We start from the raw sequence: 16,328 nt of genomic DNA on the forward strand, positions 1-16,328 counted from the left end.
ATAATTCTTATCGGCAGCCTAAAGCAGAAGAGCACGTATGAATCAAATGTTTGATTCATACGTGCTTCTTCAAGGTACTACTTATTGTCATCCTTTAATTTCTATTAGCTTTTGCCTTAAATCACTTTCCATTGCTGCCAGTTCATTTTCAGCAAGACGGCGTTTATGACGGCCTTCCTCTTGAATTTTCAGCGTTTCCTCTAAGGTGGAGATCAGGCTTTCCTGTGTTTTCTTCAATGTTTCAATATCCACAAGCCCTCGCTCATTTTCTCTCGCTGTTTCAATGGTATTCGTTTTAAGCATTTCAGCATTCTTTAGAAGCAGTTCATTCGTCGTTTTAGATACTTGTTTTTGTGCCTCTACTGCATGACGCTGCCTGATTAGAGTTAGCGCAATCGCAACTTGATTCTTCCAAAGCGGAATCGCGGTCATAATCGATGATTGAATTTTTTCAACGAGCGCTTGGTTCGTATTTTGAATCAGGCGAATTTGCGGAGCGCTTTGGATAGTTACCTCTCGGCTTAATTTTAAATCATATAAACGTTTATCTAATCGATCAGCAAATTGGATCATATCATTTACTTCTTGAAACTTCATCTGGTCATTTGAGCTTTCTGCAGCTTTCTTCAGCTCTGGAATTGTTTTTTGATGTAATTCCTCAAGCTTAATTTCTCCTGCTGCAATATACACATTCAAAGCGTGAAAGTATTCTTTATTATTTTCATAGAGTTTTTCAAGCATGACAACATCTGATAATAGAATATTTTTGCTGCGTTCCAGCTTCACACTAATACGGTCGATTTGTGCCCCTGTTTTTTGATATTTGGAAAGAGTTTCTTGGATGGAACTCGATAACTTTCCAAACATCTTAGCAAAGAAGGATGGCGGCTGTGCATGTAATTCATCAGGATTGACCTCATTAAACTTTTGCATTAATTCACTAATTATTTCCCCTACTTCTCCAATATCCTTCTTCTGGACATGCTCTAACATCGTATGAGAAAAGGTTAATAGCTTCGATTGTGCAGGTGTCCCATACGAAATCATTGCCTGGTGGTTTTTCGGATCAATTTGTTCAGCAAGCTGATAAGCCTTTATTCTGTTTTCCTCTGGAATGACATCAATAAGCTTAACAGGCTTTTCCTCCTTGGTTTGCATACTCGGAAGTTCCTGTTTTTCACCAAACGGATTGGAAAGAAGATCATCCATTAAATTTGCCTGACTTGTATTTTTCAACAGGGATGGATTGTTTTCACTCATTTTAATCGCCTGCTTTCATTAAGATTTCGGGAATCTTTTATCGTTTTAATTGAATGCTTTGCCACATCGATTTCGAAATTCAGGTGATCAATATCATCTGAAATGACTTGATACAAATCTTCTTCTACTAATGAAGATAACTGTTCCAATGTCTTACGTGTCTCATATAAAGACTGATCTAACTCATATGTTTTCTTTGGCTGAGCAGATAAGAATACATATTTCTCAGATAGCTCTACCGCCGAATCCAAATGAGAAAAATAAAATTGTTCCGCCTTGTAAAATCGCTTTGGCTCTTTTTTGGTTAGACTGTATATTTTTCGTGTTGTCCGGGTAAAATCCACTCTCTGCTTAAGTGAGGGAATATGGCGAATAGAAAGCAGCGATTTATGCAATCGATTAATTTTCCCTTTCGCTTCATCTAAATTTTTCTTAATATACTGGTATTCTTTCCTTGTTAATTGATGCTTTTTCAAAAAGCGTTTCTTTAGAACCAGTCCACTTATCAAATAAGTGAGATACCCAGCTCCTAGAGAAATAGCACCCGATAGTAAAAACGTTTGATCGAATGCGAAAAAACTTAATAACCAAACAATAAAGGTCGTAGGGATGCTTAGTAACATTCGCACAATAAAGACTAAGAACTGATTCATCACACAATCGACTCCTGACATTTAATCCTTATTATTTATACGTATGAACGAAATCAAAGTTTCAGCTTAAAAATAAAAACAATTCCATCCTTACCAATAAGGATACATGATATACACAATCCCTTCCATAGACCACAACCTTAAATCCAACTAAGACTTAAGACGTATTTAAAAGTGTTCGCGATTGCCTTGCACCACTAGCGGACATTCAATCTTAATCAAGATAAAAGCGGCTTTCCTATTTACACTTTAGTAATAAATGTTATATTGCAAATCAATACAATTTATCATGTAGTGGATACCGGAATTACAGAACTAACAAACACAACCACTGTATTTAATGATGTTTTACAAAATAGCATGGATAATAAAGAAATGAGCCAGAATTCAGAAATGGATATTCAGTTATTGTCTAATCTTCTAATAGAAATTAATGAGGCTGTTTCAACTGAGGAATTAAGGACAACAATTTCAAATTTTTAAAGCATATGGCAAAGCCTCGATAAAGCAGGTTATCGAGACTTTTTAATAAATTTTATGAAAGATTATTTTAATTCAAAACAGAACGATGAATTGCCTCTTCAAAAGTATGAATAATATCATCCACATGCTCAATCCCCACTGAGATTCGGACAACTTCTTCTGTGATCCCTAAGGCTTTACTTGCCTCCGGCGGCAACGCACGATGAGAAGTAGTGAGCGGATGAGAAACCGTTGTTTCTACCCCAGCTAATGTAGGAACAATTTTTATCCAGGAAAGTGATTTGAAAAATTGATGGATGTCCACATTCTTTGCAAGTTCAATTGATACCATCGCGCCGTATCCTAATTCCAGCTCATTAAACGGATAATAAACTTTAGCAACATTCGAGTTTCCTAAAAATGCCTCAGCTAGCTTCCTGGCATTGAATGATTGTGATTTCATGCGTAGTGCAAGTGTTTTTAATCCCCGGCATGTTAGCCATGCCTCAAACGGACTTACATTTGCCCCAAGATTCACTACCTTTGCCCGCGCTAATCCAACTAAGTCTTCCCTTCCAACAACCACACCTGATGTCACATCGCTATGGCCTCCAATATACTTCGTTGCGCTATGGATAACTAAATCAACACCTAATAGATAAGGATTACAATAAAACGGTGTAGCAAAAGTATTATCAACAAGTGTGTGAAGATTGCGTTTTTTTGCAAGATCAATAACCGCTTCTAAATTCTCCACTCTTAGCAGCGGATTTGTAATTGATTCTGTATACAAAAGCTTTGTATTCGGTTTAATCGAATCTTCAACCTTGGAAAGGTTAGAAAAAGCAACAAAGGTTGTTTCAATGCCAAGCTGACTTAATTCCTCTTTTAGCAGATGAAAGCTTCCGCCATATACATCATCAGCTGCTATAATATGATCCCCGCTTTTCACTACAGCAAGCACCCCTGCTAAAATAGCAGATAAGCCTGATGAAGTTGCAACGCCTGCTGGTGCACCTTCAATCGCTGCAACCGCCTGACCCAGTTCATCCGGATTCGGGTTCCCTGTACGAGAGTATAAGTAATTCCCTTCTCCTTGATAAAACCCTTCTAAATCATCTAAATTATCAAAAGTAAATGCAGATGTTTGATAGATCGGTGTAATCTTGCTTTTAATCGGCTTTTTTTCCTTCTTAACACTATGTAATAACATTGTTTCAAACTTTTTCTCCATTACACTCACCTTCCTTTTTAGATGCCTGCCACCACTCGAGATGGATAAAACCTTTAATCAAACGTTTGATTAATGTTTCTATTATAAGCCCATGGGCATACATTTTCATTAATGATAAATGTTTATTTCAAAAAAATAGTTGCTTTCCTCATAACCAACTGGCATGCTTAAGAGACTTTAAAGTAAAAGAAAAGCAGGTGGCATAACTATGATTGAAATCAAAACGTCCACACTCAGTGATGGAGAATTTAATAGAGGCGTATTTGCAACGCGTGATATAGCAAAGGGCGAGCTTATACATGAAGCACCCGTAATTGCATATCCAAACAAAGAGCATGAATTTATCGAGAAAACGATACTTGCTGATTACGCATTCGAGTATGGCAAAAATCATAGCGCCATTCTTCTTGGGTATGGAATGCTATTTAACCATTCATACCAGCCGAATGCCACTTATGATATTAACTTTGATAACCATACATTTGACTTCTTTGCCTACACAGACATAAAAGCAGGAGAAGAAATCCTGATAAATTACAATGGAGATGTCGATGATATGGATCCGTTATGGTTTAATAAAGAACAATAAAAAGAAGGGACATTCATATATCGAATGTCCCTTCTTTTCTTCTTATATTAATTCTCCGCTAATTTTGTAGTAACTTTTTCTTCTGTTTTTTTCACCATCGGGTCTTCCGCTTGTTTTGCCCGCTTTATAAACAAGGCAAGAACAATGGCAACAGCTGCAATACCTGTTGCAACTAAGAATGCATCATTAATCCCTTCCAGCATCGCTTTCATCGCAATTTGCTGTTTCATTTCTGCTAAAACAGCTTCTGTTGGTTGTGCAGTTAGATTTTTCATCGCATCTTCAGCAATTTCAGTTGCATATGTTTCTGTGCGAGTTGACATAACAGTAACTAACAATGCAGTACCAATCGCTCCTGCTACCTGGTTTAGCGTATTGTTCATCGCAGTACCGTGTGGATAGAATCGAGCAGGCAATTGATTTAATCCGTTTGTTGAAACTGGCATCATAACCATTGACATTCCAAACATCCGTACAGAGTTTAAGATAACTAAATAAGTATACGTCGTTTCATCTGTTAATTGGCTAAAGAAGTACGTTGTTACTGTCATAATGATCAGTCCAGTAACAGCAAGAATACGTCCGCCGAATTTATCAAATAGTTTCCCTGTAATTGGTGACATGAAGGCCATGACAAGTGCTCCTGGAAGCATCATTAGACCTGCATCCATTGGGGAAATTCCACGAATCGTTTGAACATAAATGGGAATTAATAGCATACCAGCAAACATAGCCATATTTACAATCATCGTAATCGATGAGGATAAGGCAAACATTGGATATTTATAAACCTTGAAGTTAAGCATTGGACGATCCATTTTCAACTGACGTAAAATGAACCACACAAGAGAAATCACACCCACGGCAATTGTTCCATAGACATAAGGACTATCCCATCCCTTGCTGCCTGCAGAGCTAAATCCGTATAAAATTCCGCCAAAACCGATACTTGATAATAATAATGAGAATATATCTAGACGGATATTAACTTTTTCCTTTTTATCTTTAAGTAAGAAAAAGCCAATTAAAATTACAATAATGGCAATTGGCGTAACAAAGTGGAAAAGCATTCTCCAGTCATAATGTTCAATAATCCATCCGGATAATGTTGGTCCAATTGCAGGTGCAGCCATTAAAATTAAACCGAACACACCCATTGCTGCTCCCCTTTTTTCAACTGGGAAGCTTACAAGCATAACATTCATTAAAAGAGGCATCATGATGGCAGAACCTGAAGCCTGAAGCATCCGACCTGCTAATAATAGAGGAAATGAATGTGCGATCCCAGCCACAAGCGTACCTATTGTAAATAAGCACATAGCTACTAAGAATAGACGACGTACAGAATATTTTTCAATTAAGAAAGCTGTTGCTGGAATTAGGATTCCGTTTACAAGCATAAAGCCGGTCGTCAACCATTGTACTGTTGATGCATCAACTTCTAAATCAGCCATAATTGAAGGCAATGCTACATTTAATAACGTATTGTTCAAAAAAGCAATAAAAGCACCAATCATCAGGACAGCTAATATCCCATACGGTGGACGATCAGTCTTTTTTATGGAATGGTCCATGTTGTTTTTTCCTCCTATATACATTAAGTTCATTATTTTGTACTGATGTTTCACATAAGGTATATCATAAACTATGAGTTCAATTTATGCAATTAAAAAATACCTTGATATTTATGTGTTTGTGTTAACCTTAGAAATAATATACTATTAATTTTATACAGGTAGTTCAACAAATATTAAAGGTGATTATATGAACGCTAGGAAAAAGCATGTGATAAAAATGGCTCACCAATTATTTATCGACAAAGGCTTTCAGGCAACTTCCATTCAAGACATATTAGAATATAGCGGCATTTCTAAAGGAACATTTTATAATTATTTTTCGTCTAAAAACGAATTATTAATCGCCCTTTTCAATACAATCTATAAAGATTTAGAAAAGGAACGGAATGAATTATTGATTGGCCAGGATCCTTCTAATATTGAAATCTTTATTAAGCAAATTGAATTACAGTTGAAAACAAATCGAACAAGCAAATTAATATCTCTTTTCGAAGAGGTTTTCGTTTCAAATGATGAAGACCTTAAGCAATTCATTAAGCGTGGCCATTTTCGAATTCTTCACTGGCTATTCTATCGGTTCATTGATCTCTTTGGAGAAGAAAAAAGACCCTATTTATTAGACTGCTCGATCATGTTCATGGGGATTCTTCAGCATAACCTTAAATATGACGCCTTGGCAAACCAATCGCATGCCAGTATTCATAAAGTAGTTCGATATAGTGTAGATCGCATCGTGAAGATAGTTGATGAAGTAGCAGAAGCTAGTGATCAGTTAGTTCGTCCGGAGCTAATTGAGAGCTGGGTTCCTGTTTGCAAGAAACTGGATCGATCTTTTCAGCAAAATCTTTATCATACGGTATTAGCTTTAAAAAAGACGCTTAACCATAATGAAGATAACTCACAGCATATTGAGTTATTAGATTTTATTCAAGAAGAGTTGCTCCACTCAAAGAGCCCACGGAAATTTCTAGTAGATAGTGCGTTATTATCTTTGAAGACAAATAAATTAATTCTTGGAAAAATTGAATTTCAAAAGATTGAACAGCTTGTTTCTGACTTTTTTGCGCAAATAGAAGAATAACATATTAAAAATTTAGGAGCCAGTTTTAGTTGCTACATTCAAAGCAGAAACTGGCTCCTAATTTAATTATTAATGAAATATCCCACTTTCATTCGACTTTTTCCTTAATTTATAAGTAATCTTGTTAATAGGCTCTTTCAAAAATACACCTAAAAGGATAACAATAACAGCGAAGATAAGGAGGAATAAGATATCCGTTCTGACATTCTCCCATACAATCCCTCCAACCGCTTCACGCATTAAATCAATGGAATAAGTAAATGGCAAAAATGGATTGATCATTTGAAAAAATCTTGGAATTAATTGTACAGGATAGGTTCCACCTGCTCCTGCAATCTGTAAAACAAGAAGAACAATCGCCATCGCTTTGCCAACATTCCCGAATATCGAAACGAGAGTAAAGACAATAAGAATAAAGACAAAGCTAGAAAGCAGCCCAAATAAGAGGAACCAGCCGGGACTATGGATATAAATATCCTTCAATAGAAAAATATCTCCTAAAGTAACGATCAAAGTTTGCAAAAAACTAAAGGTCCAAAAGGTTAACAAACGACCAAAATAAATTTCATGACTTGCATACTCCTCATAGTGTGCTGGATCAACAGACAACAGCGAAATTAATAATAAGCACCCGACCCAAATGGCTAAAACAGTATAAAAAGGATTCATACCTGAACCGTAGTTTGGCAATGAAAATAAGAGATTACTTTCAATTTTCACCGGATTAGCCAAGAAGTTACTTTCTGAATTTGGATTATTTCGCAGGAGGTCTATGAGTTCATTAAGATTTGTTTCGTTCTGCAGCCTTTCTATCGTGTCAGTTAACTCTCCAACTTTTTTGACAATCATTGGATATTGCTTGTTCGCTTCTTGTAAAACCTTCTCCCCTTCATGGAGAGTACCTGCAGCATTATTAATGGCACTTGCTATAGAAGGAAGAGTCACAACTAATTCTTCTAAAATGCCGTTCGCCTTTTGTAGAGTCTGTTTTGTCTTTAGGACTTCATTGTTAATAACTGACTCTATTTTTTGTTTGTCCTCTTCTGTTATCTGATTCACTACTTGCTGAATATTATTAATAACAGATTTGAAACGATTCATTTGATCTAGAGAAGGGACCTCCCCATTAGCTAACATATTTCGTAATTCCAAGGAAATAGCTGCAGCATTTTTAAAATTTGTATGGATCTGTTCGAGATGGTTTATATGCCGTTGCAGATGATTCATTACTTTTTCATTTGCATTGTTATTCTGTGCTATCTTCAAAGCATCATTTACTTTCCTTTGAATAATTCCTGTAACCTCTTCCCCCTTTTTTAGAAGCGGATCAATCTCCTCCAATATCGTTTGTAATTTTTGTGGATCGATTTCCAGTGCTTGAAGCTGATTGATTTTTGTTTCTGCAGAATCAGTTACCATTTTTAGTGTTTGTATATCCTCTTTAATGTTTGGTTTGAAAGCATCTATTTCCGCTTCCGCCTTACTAATAACCTGGTTTGCTTTATCAATAAAGCCCATTCCTTCATTAGCTATTGCTTCAACCTTTGGAACAGCTTGCTGAACCTTTCCTAGAATATCATCCGCACCCTCTGCATAGGACATGGATTGATCGAGCAAAGCCTTAACTTCTGGAAGTTTCTTCTGGAGCTTAAAGATGAATTCTTCAAATTGCTTAATAGCCGGAAGCCTATTTTCCAACTCTATTCCAATCTGATTAAATAAATCAAAAATCACACCATTAACCGTTGCAACAAATTTACTGCTTACTTGCTCGGCAATGGCACTCGCTCCTTTTGAAGTTATTTTTGGAGCTATGGCGTTCTTTTTATCGTTCTCATAATACTCAATTTTTGCCTGCTGCTGTTTGTCATTAACTATCGTTGCAAGATCCTTAGAAAATTCACGAGGAATAATAATGGTAGCAAAGTAATCCCCTGACAAAACCTTTTCCATCCCGCTATTTTTATCAACAAACCGCCAGCCTAAATCTTTGTTGTTCTTTAATTCCTTTACAATCTCCTCTCCCGCATTAATTTGGGCTCCATTAATTTCAGCCCCTTTATCTTCATTAACTACACCAACAAGGATATTTTTTGTATTTCCATAAGGGTCAATCGATGCCTGAATATTGAACCAGGCATATAAGGATGGCAGCAGGATAAGACCTCCGACTAAAATAGCAGCAACCCAATTTGTGCTTGTCTTCTTCAGGTCATTTGAATAAATTCCCCAAATATTTTTCACCTGGCACCATTCCTTTCTTTATCCCCACACATTTCCAGCTATTACATTAATGTGCATCGAATAAACACTTTTATACCCAAGTCAACTCCCCTAGAATGAAAAAAGAGATTAACTTCAATAAGAAGTAATCTCCTCTCTTCCCTTTGTTTATCTAAATAAATTCTGCGATATCCTTTAACGGAATGCGCGTAGTTTTAAATGGCGGTGCTGCTGCTTTCCCTATAGCAATGAGCACCATAGGCATATAACGTTCAGACACATTAAACCTTTCGATAAATTTCACTTTATCAAAGCCTCCCATCGGTACAGTGTCATACCCCTTTTCTTTAGCAATGAGCATGAGCTGCATTGACACTAAACCAGCATCAAAAGATGCGATATTTTTCCTGACTTCTTCAGATATATTTGGGTACAGGCTATTTGCATTGTGCATTAATCGATTCACATTTTCTTCATCCATAAAACCTGCTTCATAGCCGCTTCGATATACCTTTTCAATATTCATATACATTTCCTTATCACCTAACACTGCTATAACAGCAGAAGATGTCTCAATCGGTTCTTGGTTATTGGCAATTAAACGCAGTTCCTTTTTCACTTCTTCGTTATCAATAATGATAAATCTCCATGGCTGAAGATTACTAGAAGATGGTGCTAAGATGGCTCCATTTAATATGTCTTCAATTTCTTCTCTTGCAATTTTATAATTAGCATCATATTTTCTAACAGAGTGACGTTCTCTGATAACAGTTGATACGCTTTGATCAGTTTTAGGCGACATTCTTATTCCTCCTAGTTGTACATAACTTACTAATAGTAAGTTTAAATATAGCTTACTATTAGTAAGTTAATTGGTCAAGCATAAAAGTATTTATGGTAGAATAGAGAGAATGAAGAAATTAAATGGGGTTTTAATATGAGTGAATCAATGCTTGAAAACAATAAACAAAAGGATTGCCAGAATATATGCAATGACTTCCATAGCACCATCGAATTTCTTGGAAAGCGTTGGATAGGAATAATTATTTATAGTTTATTTAAAGGACCTAAACGCTATCATGAAATTCTGGAAAACATTCCTGGCATTTCTGACAGGTTATTAACCGAACGATTGCGTGATTTAGAAAAAGAAGGATTGATTGTAAAAAGGATTCTAACTACCCCAAAGAGGAAAGTAGAATATGAATTAACGCAGTCTGGAAAAAAACTTGAAGATGTATTTTTAACAATCGTAACGTGGACACAAGCCAAAAATGATTCATAAATTGATTCAAAAAAACCTCCTTATTGATAAGGAGGTTTTTACATGATCTATACAATTATTTCTGTTTGTTCTTCTTAGTCAATCTGCCTAATAGGAAAGCTCCCGCAGCTACGCCAAGGACTGTATTTGTCTTCTTGTTAAATACTTGCTTAGCAACAAGATTTAAATTTTGCGGTCTTTCAGCAAGACGTCTCATGAAATAGCCGTACCAGTCTTTTCCAAAAGGTACATACGTACAGAAGTTATAGCCTTCGCTTGCCAATTGTAGCTGAAGCTCTTTTCTGAAACCGTAAAGCATTTGGAACTCAAATTTATCATTTGGAATATCATTCTTCTTCACAAAATCTTTCACATGGTTAATGATATTATGATCATGAGTAGCAATGGAAGTAAATTTTCCATTTAATAAATGCCATTCAATTAATTTAATAAAGTTAGCATCAATTGCTTTTTTATCTTGATAAGCCAATTCCTCAGGTTCTTTATAAGCACCTTTTACGATACGAAGACGATAATTTTGATATTTTTGAATATCCTCTTCTGCACGGAAGAAATAAGCTTGAATCACTGTTCCTACATTATCATATTCCTTTGATAGCTCATCAAGAATATCAAATGACGGATCTAAATGGCCATGGTCTTCCATGTCAAAGTTAACAAAGATATCGTAGCGGCTTGCTTTATCTACAATTTCTCTTAAATTATTCAAACAAAAATGATAGTCAATATCTAATCCTAGTTGAGTAGGCTTTAAAGAAATATGAGCATCTACTTCATTCTCATGGATCGCTTCGATGACATTAAGAATTTGTTCCTTAGCTTCAGTTGCCTCTTCTTTTTTAAAGACGAACTCTCCCAAATTATCCACCGTACAAGAGATTCCGTGTGCATTTAATTCTTTAATGCTCTTGATGGTTTCCTCTATATTTGTTCCCGCTACGACACTTTGCGCCCCCAATTTTAGCCCGTACTTCTTCGCAGCACTATTTAGTAATTGGTTTTGTGATAGGCCGATAAATAAATCTTTCAACATAGCGATTACTCCCAACTATTTTATTTTTCAGAGTAATTATATCATACGTATTCGACAAAAATCGATTGCTGAAATATTCAAAAAATAATTATATTCGCTCTCCATTTTATGCCTTTTACTAAAATTAGGAAACTATAATATTATTTATCCGTAAATGTAAGCTACAATGTAATTATATCTTTTACCAAAAAAGGAGGAGCTATGAAAACTTTAGTACGCGGTGAAAAAATTAAACTCTCAGATCTTACGGCGCTTACTCAATTACAAATAGAAATCAATGTCACATCCAGCTTTGAAATTGATATTACTTGTTTCGGATTAAATGAGGAAAAAAAACTTCGCGATGATCGTTATATGATTTTCTATAATCAATTACAATCGCCTTCTAACGAAATTCAGCTCCAAGCCCATCGCAGTGGGGGAGGAACATTCTTCATTGATTTATCAAAGCTGCCCATTTCTGTTCAGCATCTAGTATTCACAGCGACCATTGATGGGAATGGAACAATGGGGATGGTTTCATCCGGTTCATTCATTATCAAAGCGAACGGTGAACCAATACTTACCTATTCCTTTAATGGAAATGATTTTAAAAATGAGAAAGCAATCATTATGACAGAAATTTATTTTAAAGATGTATGGAGAGTTTCTTCTGTTGGCCGAGGATTTGATGGAGGGCTGGGAGCGTTATTGAAGGATTTTGGCGGTGAGGTTGCAGAAGAACAATCACAACCTGCCCCTCAGGCAGCACCGTTGCCGACAGCTCCTTCTGCTCCAATCAGCAGCAAAAAAATATTACTTGAAAAGAAAATGGAAGTACAGGCACCTAAGATTCTCGATCTTTCCAAAAAGGCTAAGGTTTCTTTAGAAAAGGTTGGGCTGCAAAATCATAATGCAAAAGTTGCTTTATGCTTAGATATATCCGGTTCGATGTCTGGACTTTATCGATCTGGGAAGATTCAAGAATTTGCGGAACGGATCTTAGCATTAGGGACTCGCTTTGATGATGATGGATCAATTGATATATTCTTATTCGGCGCAAATGGCCATGAGGCAGGAGAACTAACCATTGATAATTTTAACGGATTCATCAATCAGCTGATTAGACGATATCCTTTAGAAGGCAGTACTTATTATGGAAAAGTAATGAAAATGATCCGTCAGCATTATTTTGGCTCAGCTAGCAAGCGAAGTCAGCCGATCTCTAAGGAAATGCCTGTCTATGTTATGTTCGTAACAGATGGAGCAACCTTTGATGAGAAGGATACGATCAGCCATATCCAAAACTCTTCCTACGAGCCGATCTTCTGGCAATTTATGGCCATAGGGAAATCAAATAAAGGACTAAAAGGCCGTGGTTTCTTCCGAGCTTTCCAATCAGACTTTACTTTCTTAGAGCAACTGGATAACTTATCTGGCCGTTATCTTGATAATGCTGATTTCTTTAGTGTCGAGGACCCTCAGCATATCTCAGACAACGAGCTCTATGATTTACTAATGAAGGAATATCCAGAATGGGTGAAAGCTGCTACTGCTAAAGGGCTTATTCACAAGCAGTTTAGCCGATTGGGGTCATGAGATTAATAAGCACAATCCCTTTCGAGTGGGATTGTGCTTTCTTGTTAATAGTTAGATCAAATCGTAAATTTTTTGATCAAACCTTTTAAATCCTCAGCCATTTTTGCTAATAAGGAAGAAGAAGAAGTTACTTCTTCTATTCAATTCGTACTATCACTCCTAATTCACAAAAAAAATAACCCTTCTAAACAGAAGGGTCTCAAAAAATGAAAACGGTCGTTTTCAGCAACTGGCTGGCTTGGTATACTCATCATACTTTAGCCCCTATAGTTTTGCGTCTCTATTTTTCAATAGATTTGCCCCTTACCAAATATCCATTACTATATTACTATATTTTATCACAAACGCATCAAAAAGGCCGGATTTTTATCAGAGGACAGAGGCGGTACAGGTCCCTTGTCCCGTTTTCTTTAAGGCATACGACCAAGCCCGTATAAGGTACAGTAAGTAACAGGTTTTGTGCCAAAAACAATAAATACTCATATGGTATTTATATGAATACTTTGGTAGGAGGTTTTAAATTATGTATTACCACATCATTAAACCCAGAGAAACACTTTGGTCGATTTCCGAGGATTATCGCGTCCCCTTTCAATCTCTTATTCAAGCAAACCAAATAGTTAATCCTAATATGATTAATGCAGGCCAATCCATTATTATTCCGGGACTGCCTAATCCCAATCAAATCCCTTATTCTATTCATGTTTCCGTCAAAAATAAAACATTGACATTAATGCGTAATCAATCTCCGATAAAAACGTACCCTATTGCAGTCGGTAAAATTCTTAACCAAACTCCCATTGGTGACTTTGTCGTAATAAATAAGGCCCCTAACCCTGGTGGACCTTTCGGAACAATGTGGATGTCTCTCTCAAAAAAGCACTATGGTATCCACGGTACGAATAATCCTTCTTCAATCGGTAAAGCCGTTTCAAAAGGGTGTATACGGATGTACAATGCGGATGTCGAAGAGCTGGCACGTACAATTCCGATTGGCACGCGGGTTCTTATTCGGTAATCTGCTAAAACAAGCGTTTCTAATATGAGTATAAATCATAGTTGTTTCAATGGAAGAATGCCCCAATTGTCTTCTTGGCATTGATACATCATTTATTTCAGCGTGATATCTTGTAGGAAACGAATGGCGCAACTTGTGTACCGATAATGAAGGTTTACCGAAGGCTGCGGTGTATTTTTCTATAAATTTTTCTATAGCTCTTGCTGATAATCTCCTGGTTGTCCTTTGGGAACCATTGGAGCTGAGATAAGCATAGAATTAAAATAAAAAAGTAATCCCCTTAGCTTTGAACTTGGATTACTTTTTTATATCATTTATCGACCCTTAAATAGGTATATTAAGCTTTTTTTACACATTTATACAGTTTGTTAACGATAAATGGAATAAATTAGTCTCTGGGCGTAGAAATAATTTTTCATCACCTGGGAATATATCGTTCCTTTCTAAGAAAGAAGCTTTATTAAAATAGTCAGTAAAACTAATTTTTTCTTCCCCTTCTAAGTACTTTCCATTAAATGATTATATCCGCGCCTACAGAATATGCTTGAACAGCTTAAGTTGGTGTCAAAACGCCTGGTATTGAAATTTTCACAAAGCAATTTGTTATTTGAATGGTCTTTATATCAAAGATTGGTGAGTAAATGAAATCTGAACCTACGTCTATTGCTGATTTTGCGAAGGTATCATCTAATACTGTACCTGTACCAACAAGAACTTTGTCTTGGTATAGATTTTTCATGTTATTTATCATTTGTAAAGAACCTGGTGTATCTTGTGTAATTTCAAGAGCTTTAACCCCTCCATTAACAAGTGCTTCAGCTATCGATAATATTGTGATTGTTTAGGTCTTCGAACAACTGCCACTAGTCTCGATTCTTCTAAGGACTTTAATTTTTCCCATTTTTTCATTTTTCCGCTTTCTCTAGAATAATTAATATTTTAATTGTTAACCATTGGTTTTTTTATTCATTTTTTAGAGTTAACATATAAAAAGTAACTATATTTAATTTTTGGATTTTTAGCTCCAGTTTGGTGAATGAGATAATTCAACCAAAGCGATGACAATATTAATCATAAATATTGCAATGACAATTGGTATAAAAAGAAAAATACTTTTCCCAAACTTTAACCTAATAATTGAAATATAGTAGCCACAAAGAATTAATACAAAACATGCAGTAATAAGCATGATAAGTAAAATAATGTACATAGAGTTCCCTCACTACATTTTATAGTAAAATATTTTAAAGCATTTACTGATTTTATATGTGAAAGGTTATTCCTTAGATCGAAAATAATTGTGAATCTATTCTCACACCTAACCATTTTTTATTGTGAATGTGTATTATGGGTAACCGACTCTTCTATCATAATGAATTTAAAAAATTTTTAATCATCCACTTCAATACTTTTTTACTCATCCATTTTAATAAAAAGAAAAGAGTTCTTTTAAAACAAAAAACCGATTCATTAAATGGAAACGGTTTTTTTAAAAATTATAATGTTTTACAAAATTTTAAATGGTAATAAGTTCTTTTATTCTTGCACTTTAAGGCTATCCATTGGACAAAAGAATTTGAAATTAATCATCTATTTAATTCCTCCTTACTACCTCAGATTCATTTCCCTAACCCATACCTTTTTGATCATGTTTATAAATATAGATTCCGATTGGAAAAAGTAAAAGGTTTAAAAAACAAAATATTAGAACCCATCCATAATTTTGATAGAAAAATTGATGAACCATATTTTGAGTAAAAATAATATTCAGCATTAATAGTCCACAAAGCATAATTAGATTTACATAACTAGGCCTCATAACGCTTAACCCCCACAGCATAGACTGCGCCATTTTCCACTTTTACATAGATTTCAGGAAGCGGTCGTCTTGGCGGACCGGCAATTGGCACACCTGTTTCTACATCAAATTTTCCGTGATGACACGGGCAGAGCATTTCTCCGTCCTCCTTCTTCCAAAAAACAGGACAGCGAAGGTGGGTACAGGCATTTTGATAAGCAACATACTTATTTTCTGATAAACGAATTAAAATTGCGCTGTCATGTTCACCTGGAAAAGCAAAGTCCACCGAATCACCAATAGCAAAAGAAGTGATATCTGTAATTTTCTGCTTAGGATATTTTTTATCACCTAAATCGGATAATTCTTTTGCGGCTATTACTCCCCAAGGAAGGGATGCAACGGCGAACACACCTGCTGCACCAACCAAAGTCTTCATAAAGCCGCGTCGGTCAAGGCTTCTCTCATTATTCCGGTTTATATTATGAGTGTAATGATCTTCATTGAACGGGATATTGTTATTTTTTTCTGCCATGT

The 16,328-nt window shown here is 35.7% G+C and carries 16 protein-coding genes, 1 pseudogene and 1 riboswitch; of the genes and pseudogenes, 6 read left to right on the plus strand and 11 right to left on the minus strand.

What is annotated here, in order from left to right; translation table 11 throughout:
• Nucleotides 1-87: 87 nt before the first annotated feature.
• Both FI644_RS06045 and FI644_RS06050 read right to left on the minus strand, forming a co-directional pair.
• On the minus strand, nucleotides 88-1,260 hold the full coding sequence (locus FI644_RS06045) for a toxic anion resistance protein (RefSeq protein WP_053479205.1): 1,173 nt from the start codon (nucleotides 1,258-1,260) through the stop codon (nucleotides 88-90).
• A complete protein-coding gene (locus FI644_RS06050) occupies nucleotides 1,257-1,913 on the minus strand; it encodes a 5-bromo-4-chloroindolyl phosphate hydrolysis family protein (RefSeq protein WP_053479322.1) in 657 nt (218 codons plus the stop codon). Before FI644_RS06050 ends, FI644_RS06045 begins: the two co-directional genes overlap by 4 nt.
• A gap of 267 nt (nucleotides 1,914-2,180) precedes the next feature.
• On the opposite strand from FI644_RS06050, the gene FI644_RS06055 reads away from it, so the two are divergent.
• On the plus strand, nucleotides 2,181-2,396 hold the full coding sequence (locus FI644_RS06055; protein ID WP_053479206.1) for a hypothetical protein: 216 nt from the start codon (nucleotides 2,181-2,183) through the stop codon (nucleotides 2,394-2,396).
• Between the two features lie 67 nt (nucleotides 2,397-2,463).
• Here FI644_RS06055 and FI644_RS06060 read toward each other — a convergent pair whose 3' ends face one another.
• Nucleotides 2,464-3,609: a trans-sulfuration enzyme family protein gene (locus FI644_RS06060; RefSeq protein WP_142108164.1), complete on the minus strand. Its 1,146-nt coding sequence runs from the start codon at nucleotides 3,607-3,609 to the stop codon at nucleotides 2,464-2,466.
• Between the two features lie 208 nt (nucleotides 3,610-3,817).
• On the opposite strand from FI644_RS06060, the gene FI644_RS06065 reads away from it, so the two are divergent.
• Nucleotides 3,818-4,198, plus strand: a complete 381-nt coding sequence (locus FI644_RS06065; protein WP_056682392.1) for an SET domain-containing protein — start codon at nucleotides 3,818-3,820, stop codon at nucleotides 4,196-4,198.
• Nucleotides 4,199-4,245: 47 nt separating this feature from the next.
• Here FI644_RS06065 and FI644_RS06070 read toward each other — a convergent pair whose 3' ends face one another.
• On the minus strand, nucleotides 4,246-5,772 hold the full coding sequence (locus FI644_RS06070; protein ID WP_053479209.1) for a DHA2 family efflux MFS transporter permease subunit: 1,527 nt from the start codon (nucleotides 5,770-5,772) through the stop codon (nucleotides 4,246-4,248).
• Between the two features lie 190 nt (nucleotides 5,773-5,962).
• Between FI644_RS06070 and FI644_RS06075 the strand changes: the two genes are divergently transcribed.
• Nucleotides 5,963-6,856 (plus strand): TetR/AcrR family transcriptional regulator, encoded by an 894-nt coding sequence (locus tag FI644_RS06075; RefSeq protein ID WP_053479210.1) that lies wholly within the window; start codon nucleotides 5,963-5,965, stop codon nucleotides 6,854-6,856.
• A gap of 69 nt (nucleotides 6,857-6,925) precedes the next feature.
• On the opposite strand, the gene FI644_RS06080 is transcribed toward FI644_RS06075, so the two are convergent.
• On the minus strand, nucleotides 6,926-9,100 hold the full coding sequence (locus tag FI644_RS06080) for a YhgE/Pip domain-containing protein (protein WP_142108165.1): 2,175 nt from the start codon (nucleotides 9,098-9,100) through the stop codon (nucleotides 6,926-6,928).
• A 151-nt stretch (nucleotides 9,101-9,251) separates the two neighbouring features.
• The gene (locus tag FI644_RS06085) at nucleotides 9,252-9,881 is read right to left on the minus strand and encodes a nitroreductase family protein (RefSeq protein WP_056682379.1); all 630 of its coding nucleotides are present in this window, start codon (nucleotides 9,879-9,881) and stop codon (nucleotides 9,252-9,254) included.
• A 135-nt stretch (nucleotides 9,882-10,016) separates the two neighbouring features.
• Here FI644_RS06085 and FI644_RS06090 point away from each other — a divergent pair, with 135 nt between their 5' ends.
• Nucleotides 10,017-10,364: a winged helix-turn-helix transcriptional regulator gene (locus FI644_RS06090; protein ID WP_056682377.1), complete on the plus strand. Its 348-nt coding sequence runs from the start codon at nucleotides 10,017-10,019 to the stop codon at nucleotides 10,362-10,364.
• Between the two features lie 55 nt (nucleotides 10,365-10,419).
• Here the strand turns inward: FI644_RS06090 and FI644_RS06095 are convergent, their stop codons facing one another.
• On the minus strand, nucleotides 10,420-11,397 hold the full coding sequence (locus tag FI644_RS06095) for a proline dehydrogenase family protein (RefSeq protein ID WP_142108166.1): 978 nt from the start codon (nucleotides 11,395-11,397) through the stop codon (nucleotides 10,420-10,422).
• Nucleotides 11,398-11,598: 201 nt separating this feature from the next.
• Between FI644_RS06095 and FI644_RS06100 the strand changes: the two genes are divergently transcribed.
• Nucleotides 11,599-12,975: a VWA domain-containing protein gene (locus tag FI644_RS06100; protein ID WP_056682373.1), complete on the plus strand. Its 1,377-nt coding sequence runs from the start codon at nucleotides 11,599-11,601 to the stop codon at nucleotides 12,973-12,975.
• A 221-nt stretch (nucleotides 12,976-13,196) separates the two neighbouring features.
• Nucleotides 13,197-13,286, minus strand: a riboswitch (cyclic di-GMP riboswitch).
• Nucleotides 13,287-13,498: 212 nt separating this feature from the next.
• Nucleotides 13,499-13,993, plus strand: a complete 495-nt coding sequence (locus FI644_RS06105; protein ID WP_056682369.1) for a L,D-transpeptidase family protein — start codon at nucleotides 13,499-13,501, stop codon at nucleotides 13,991-13,993.
• Here FI644_RS06105 and FI644_RS06110 read toward each other — a convergent pair.
• From FI644_RS06110 to FI644_RS06135, 4 genes and pseudogenes are all read right to left on the minus strand, one after another.
• Nucleotides 13,907-14,250: pseudogene (locus tag FI644_RS06110) on the minus strand (tyrosine-type recombinase/integrase); the annotation flags it as partial. The gene FI644_RS06105 and the pseudogene FI644_RS06110 sit on opposite strands and share 87 nt — an antisense overlap.
• A gap of 296 nt (nucleotides 14,251-14,546) precedes the next feature.
• Nucleotides 14,547-14,831 carry a hypothetical protein gene (locus FI644_RS26760; protein WP_369692293.1) on the minus strand — a complete coding sequence of 95 codons (285 nt, stop codon included), beginning with the start codon at nucleotides 14,829-14,831 and terminating at the stop codon, nucleotides 14,547-14,549.
• Nucleotides 14,832-15,011: 180 nt separating this feature from the next.
• Nucleotides 15,012-15,203: a hypothetical protein gene (locus FI644_RS06125; RefSeq protein ID WP_053479217.1), complete on the minus strand. Its 192-nt coding sequence runs from the start codon at nucleotides 15,201-15,203 to the stop codon at nucleotides 15,012-15,014.
• Nucleotides 15,204-15,801: 598 nt separating this feature from the next.
• A complete protein-coding gene (locus FI644_RS06135; RefSeq protein ID WP_053479219.1) occupies nucleotides 15,802-16,326 on the minus strand; it encodes a Rieske 2Fe-2S domain-containing protein in 525 nt (174 codons plus the stop codon).
• Nucleotides 16,327-16,328 lie beyond the last annotated feature (2 nt).

The sequence above is a fragment of the Cytobacillus solani genome (assembly GCF_006704205.1).
Lineage (GTDB): Bacteria > Bacillota > Bacilli > Bacillales > Cytobacillaceae > Cytobacillus > Cytobacillus solani.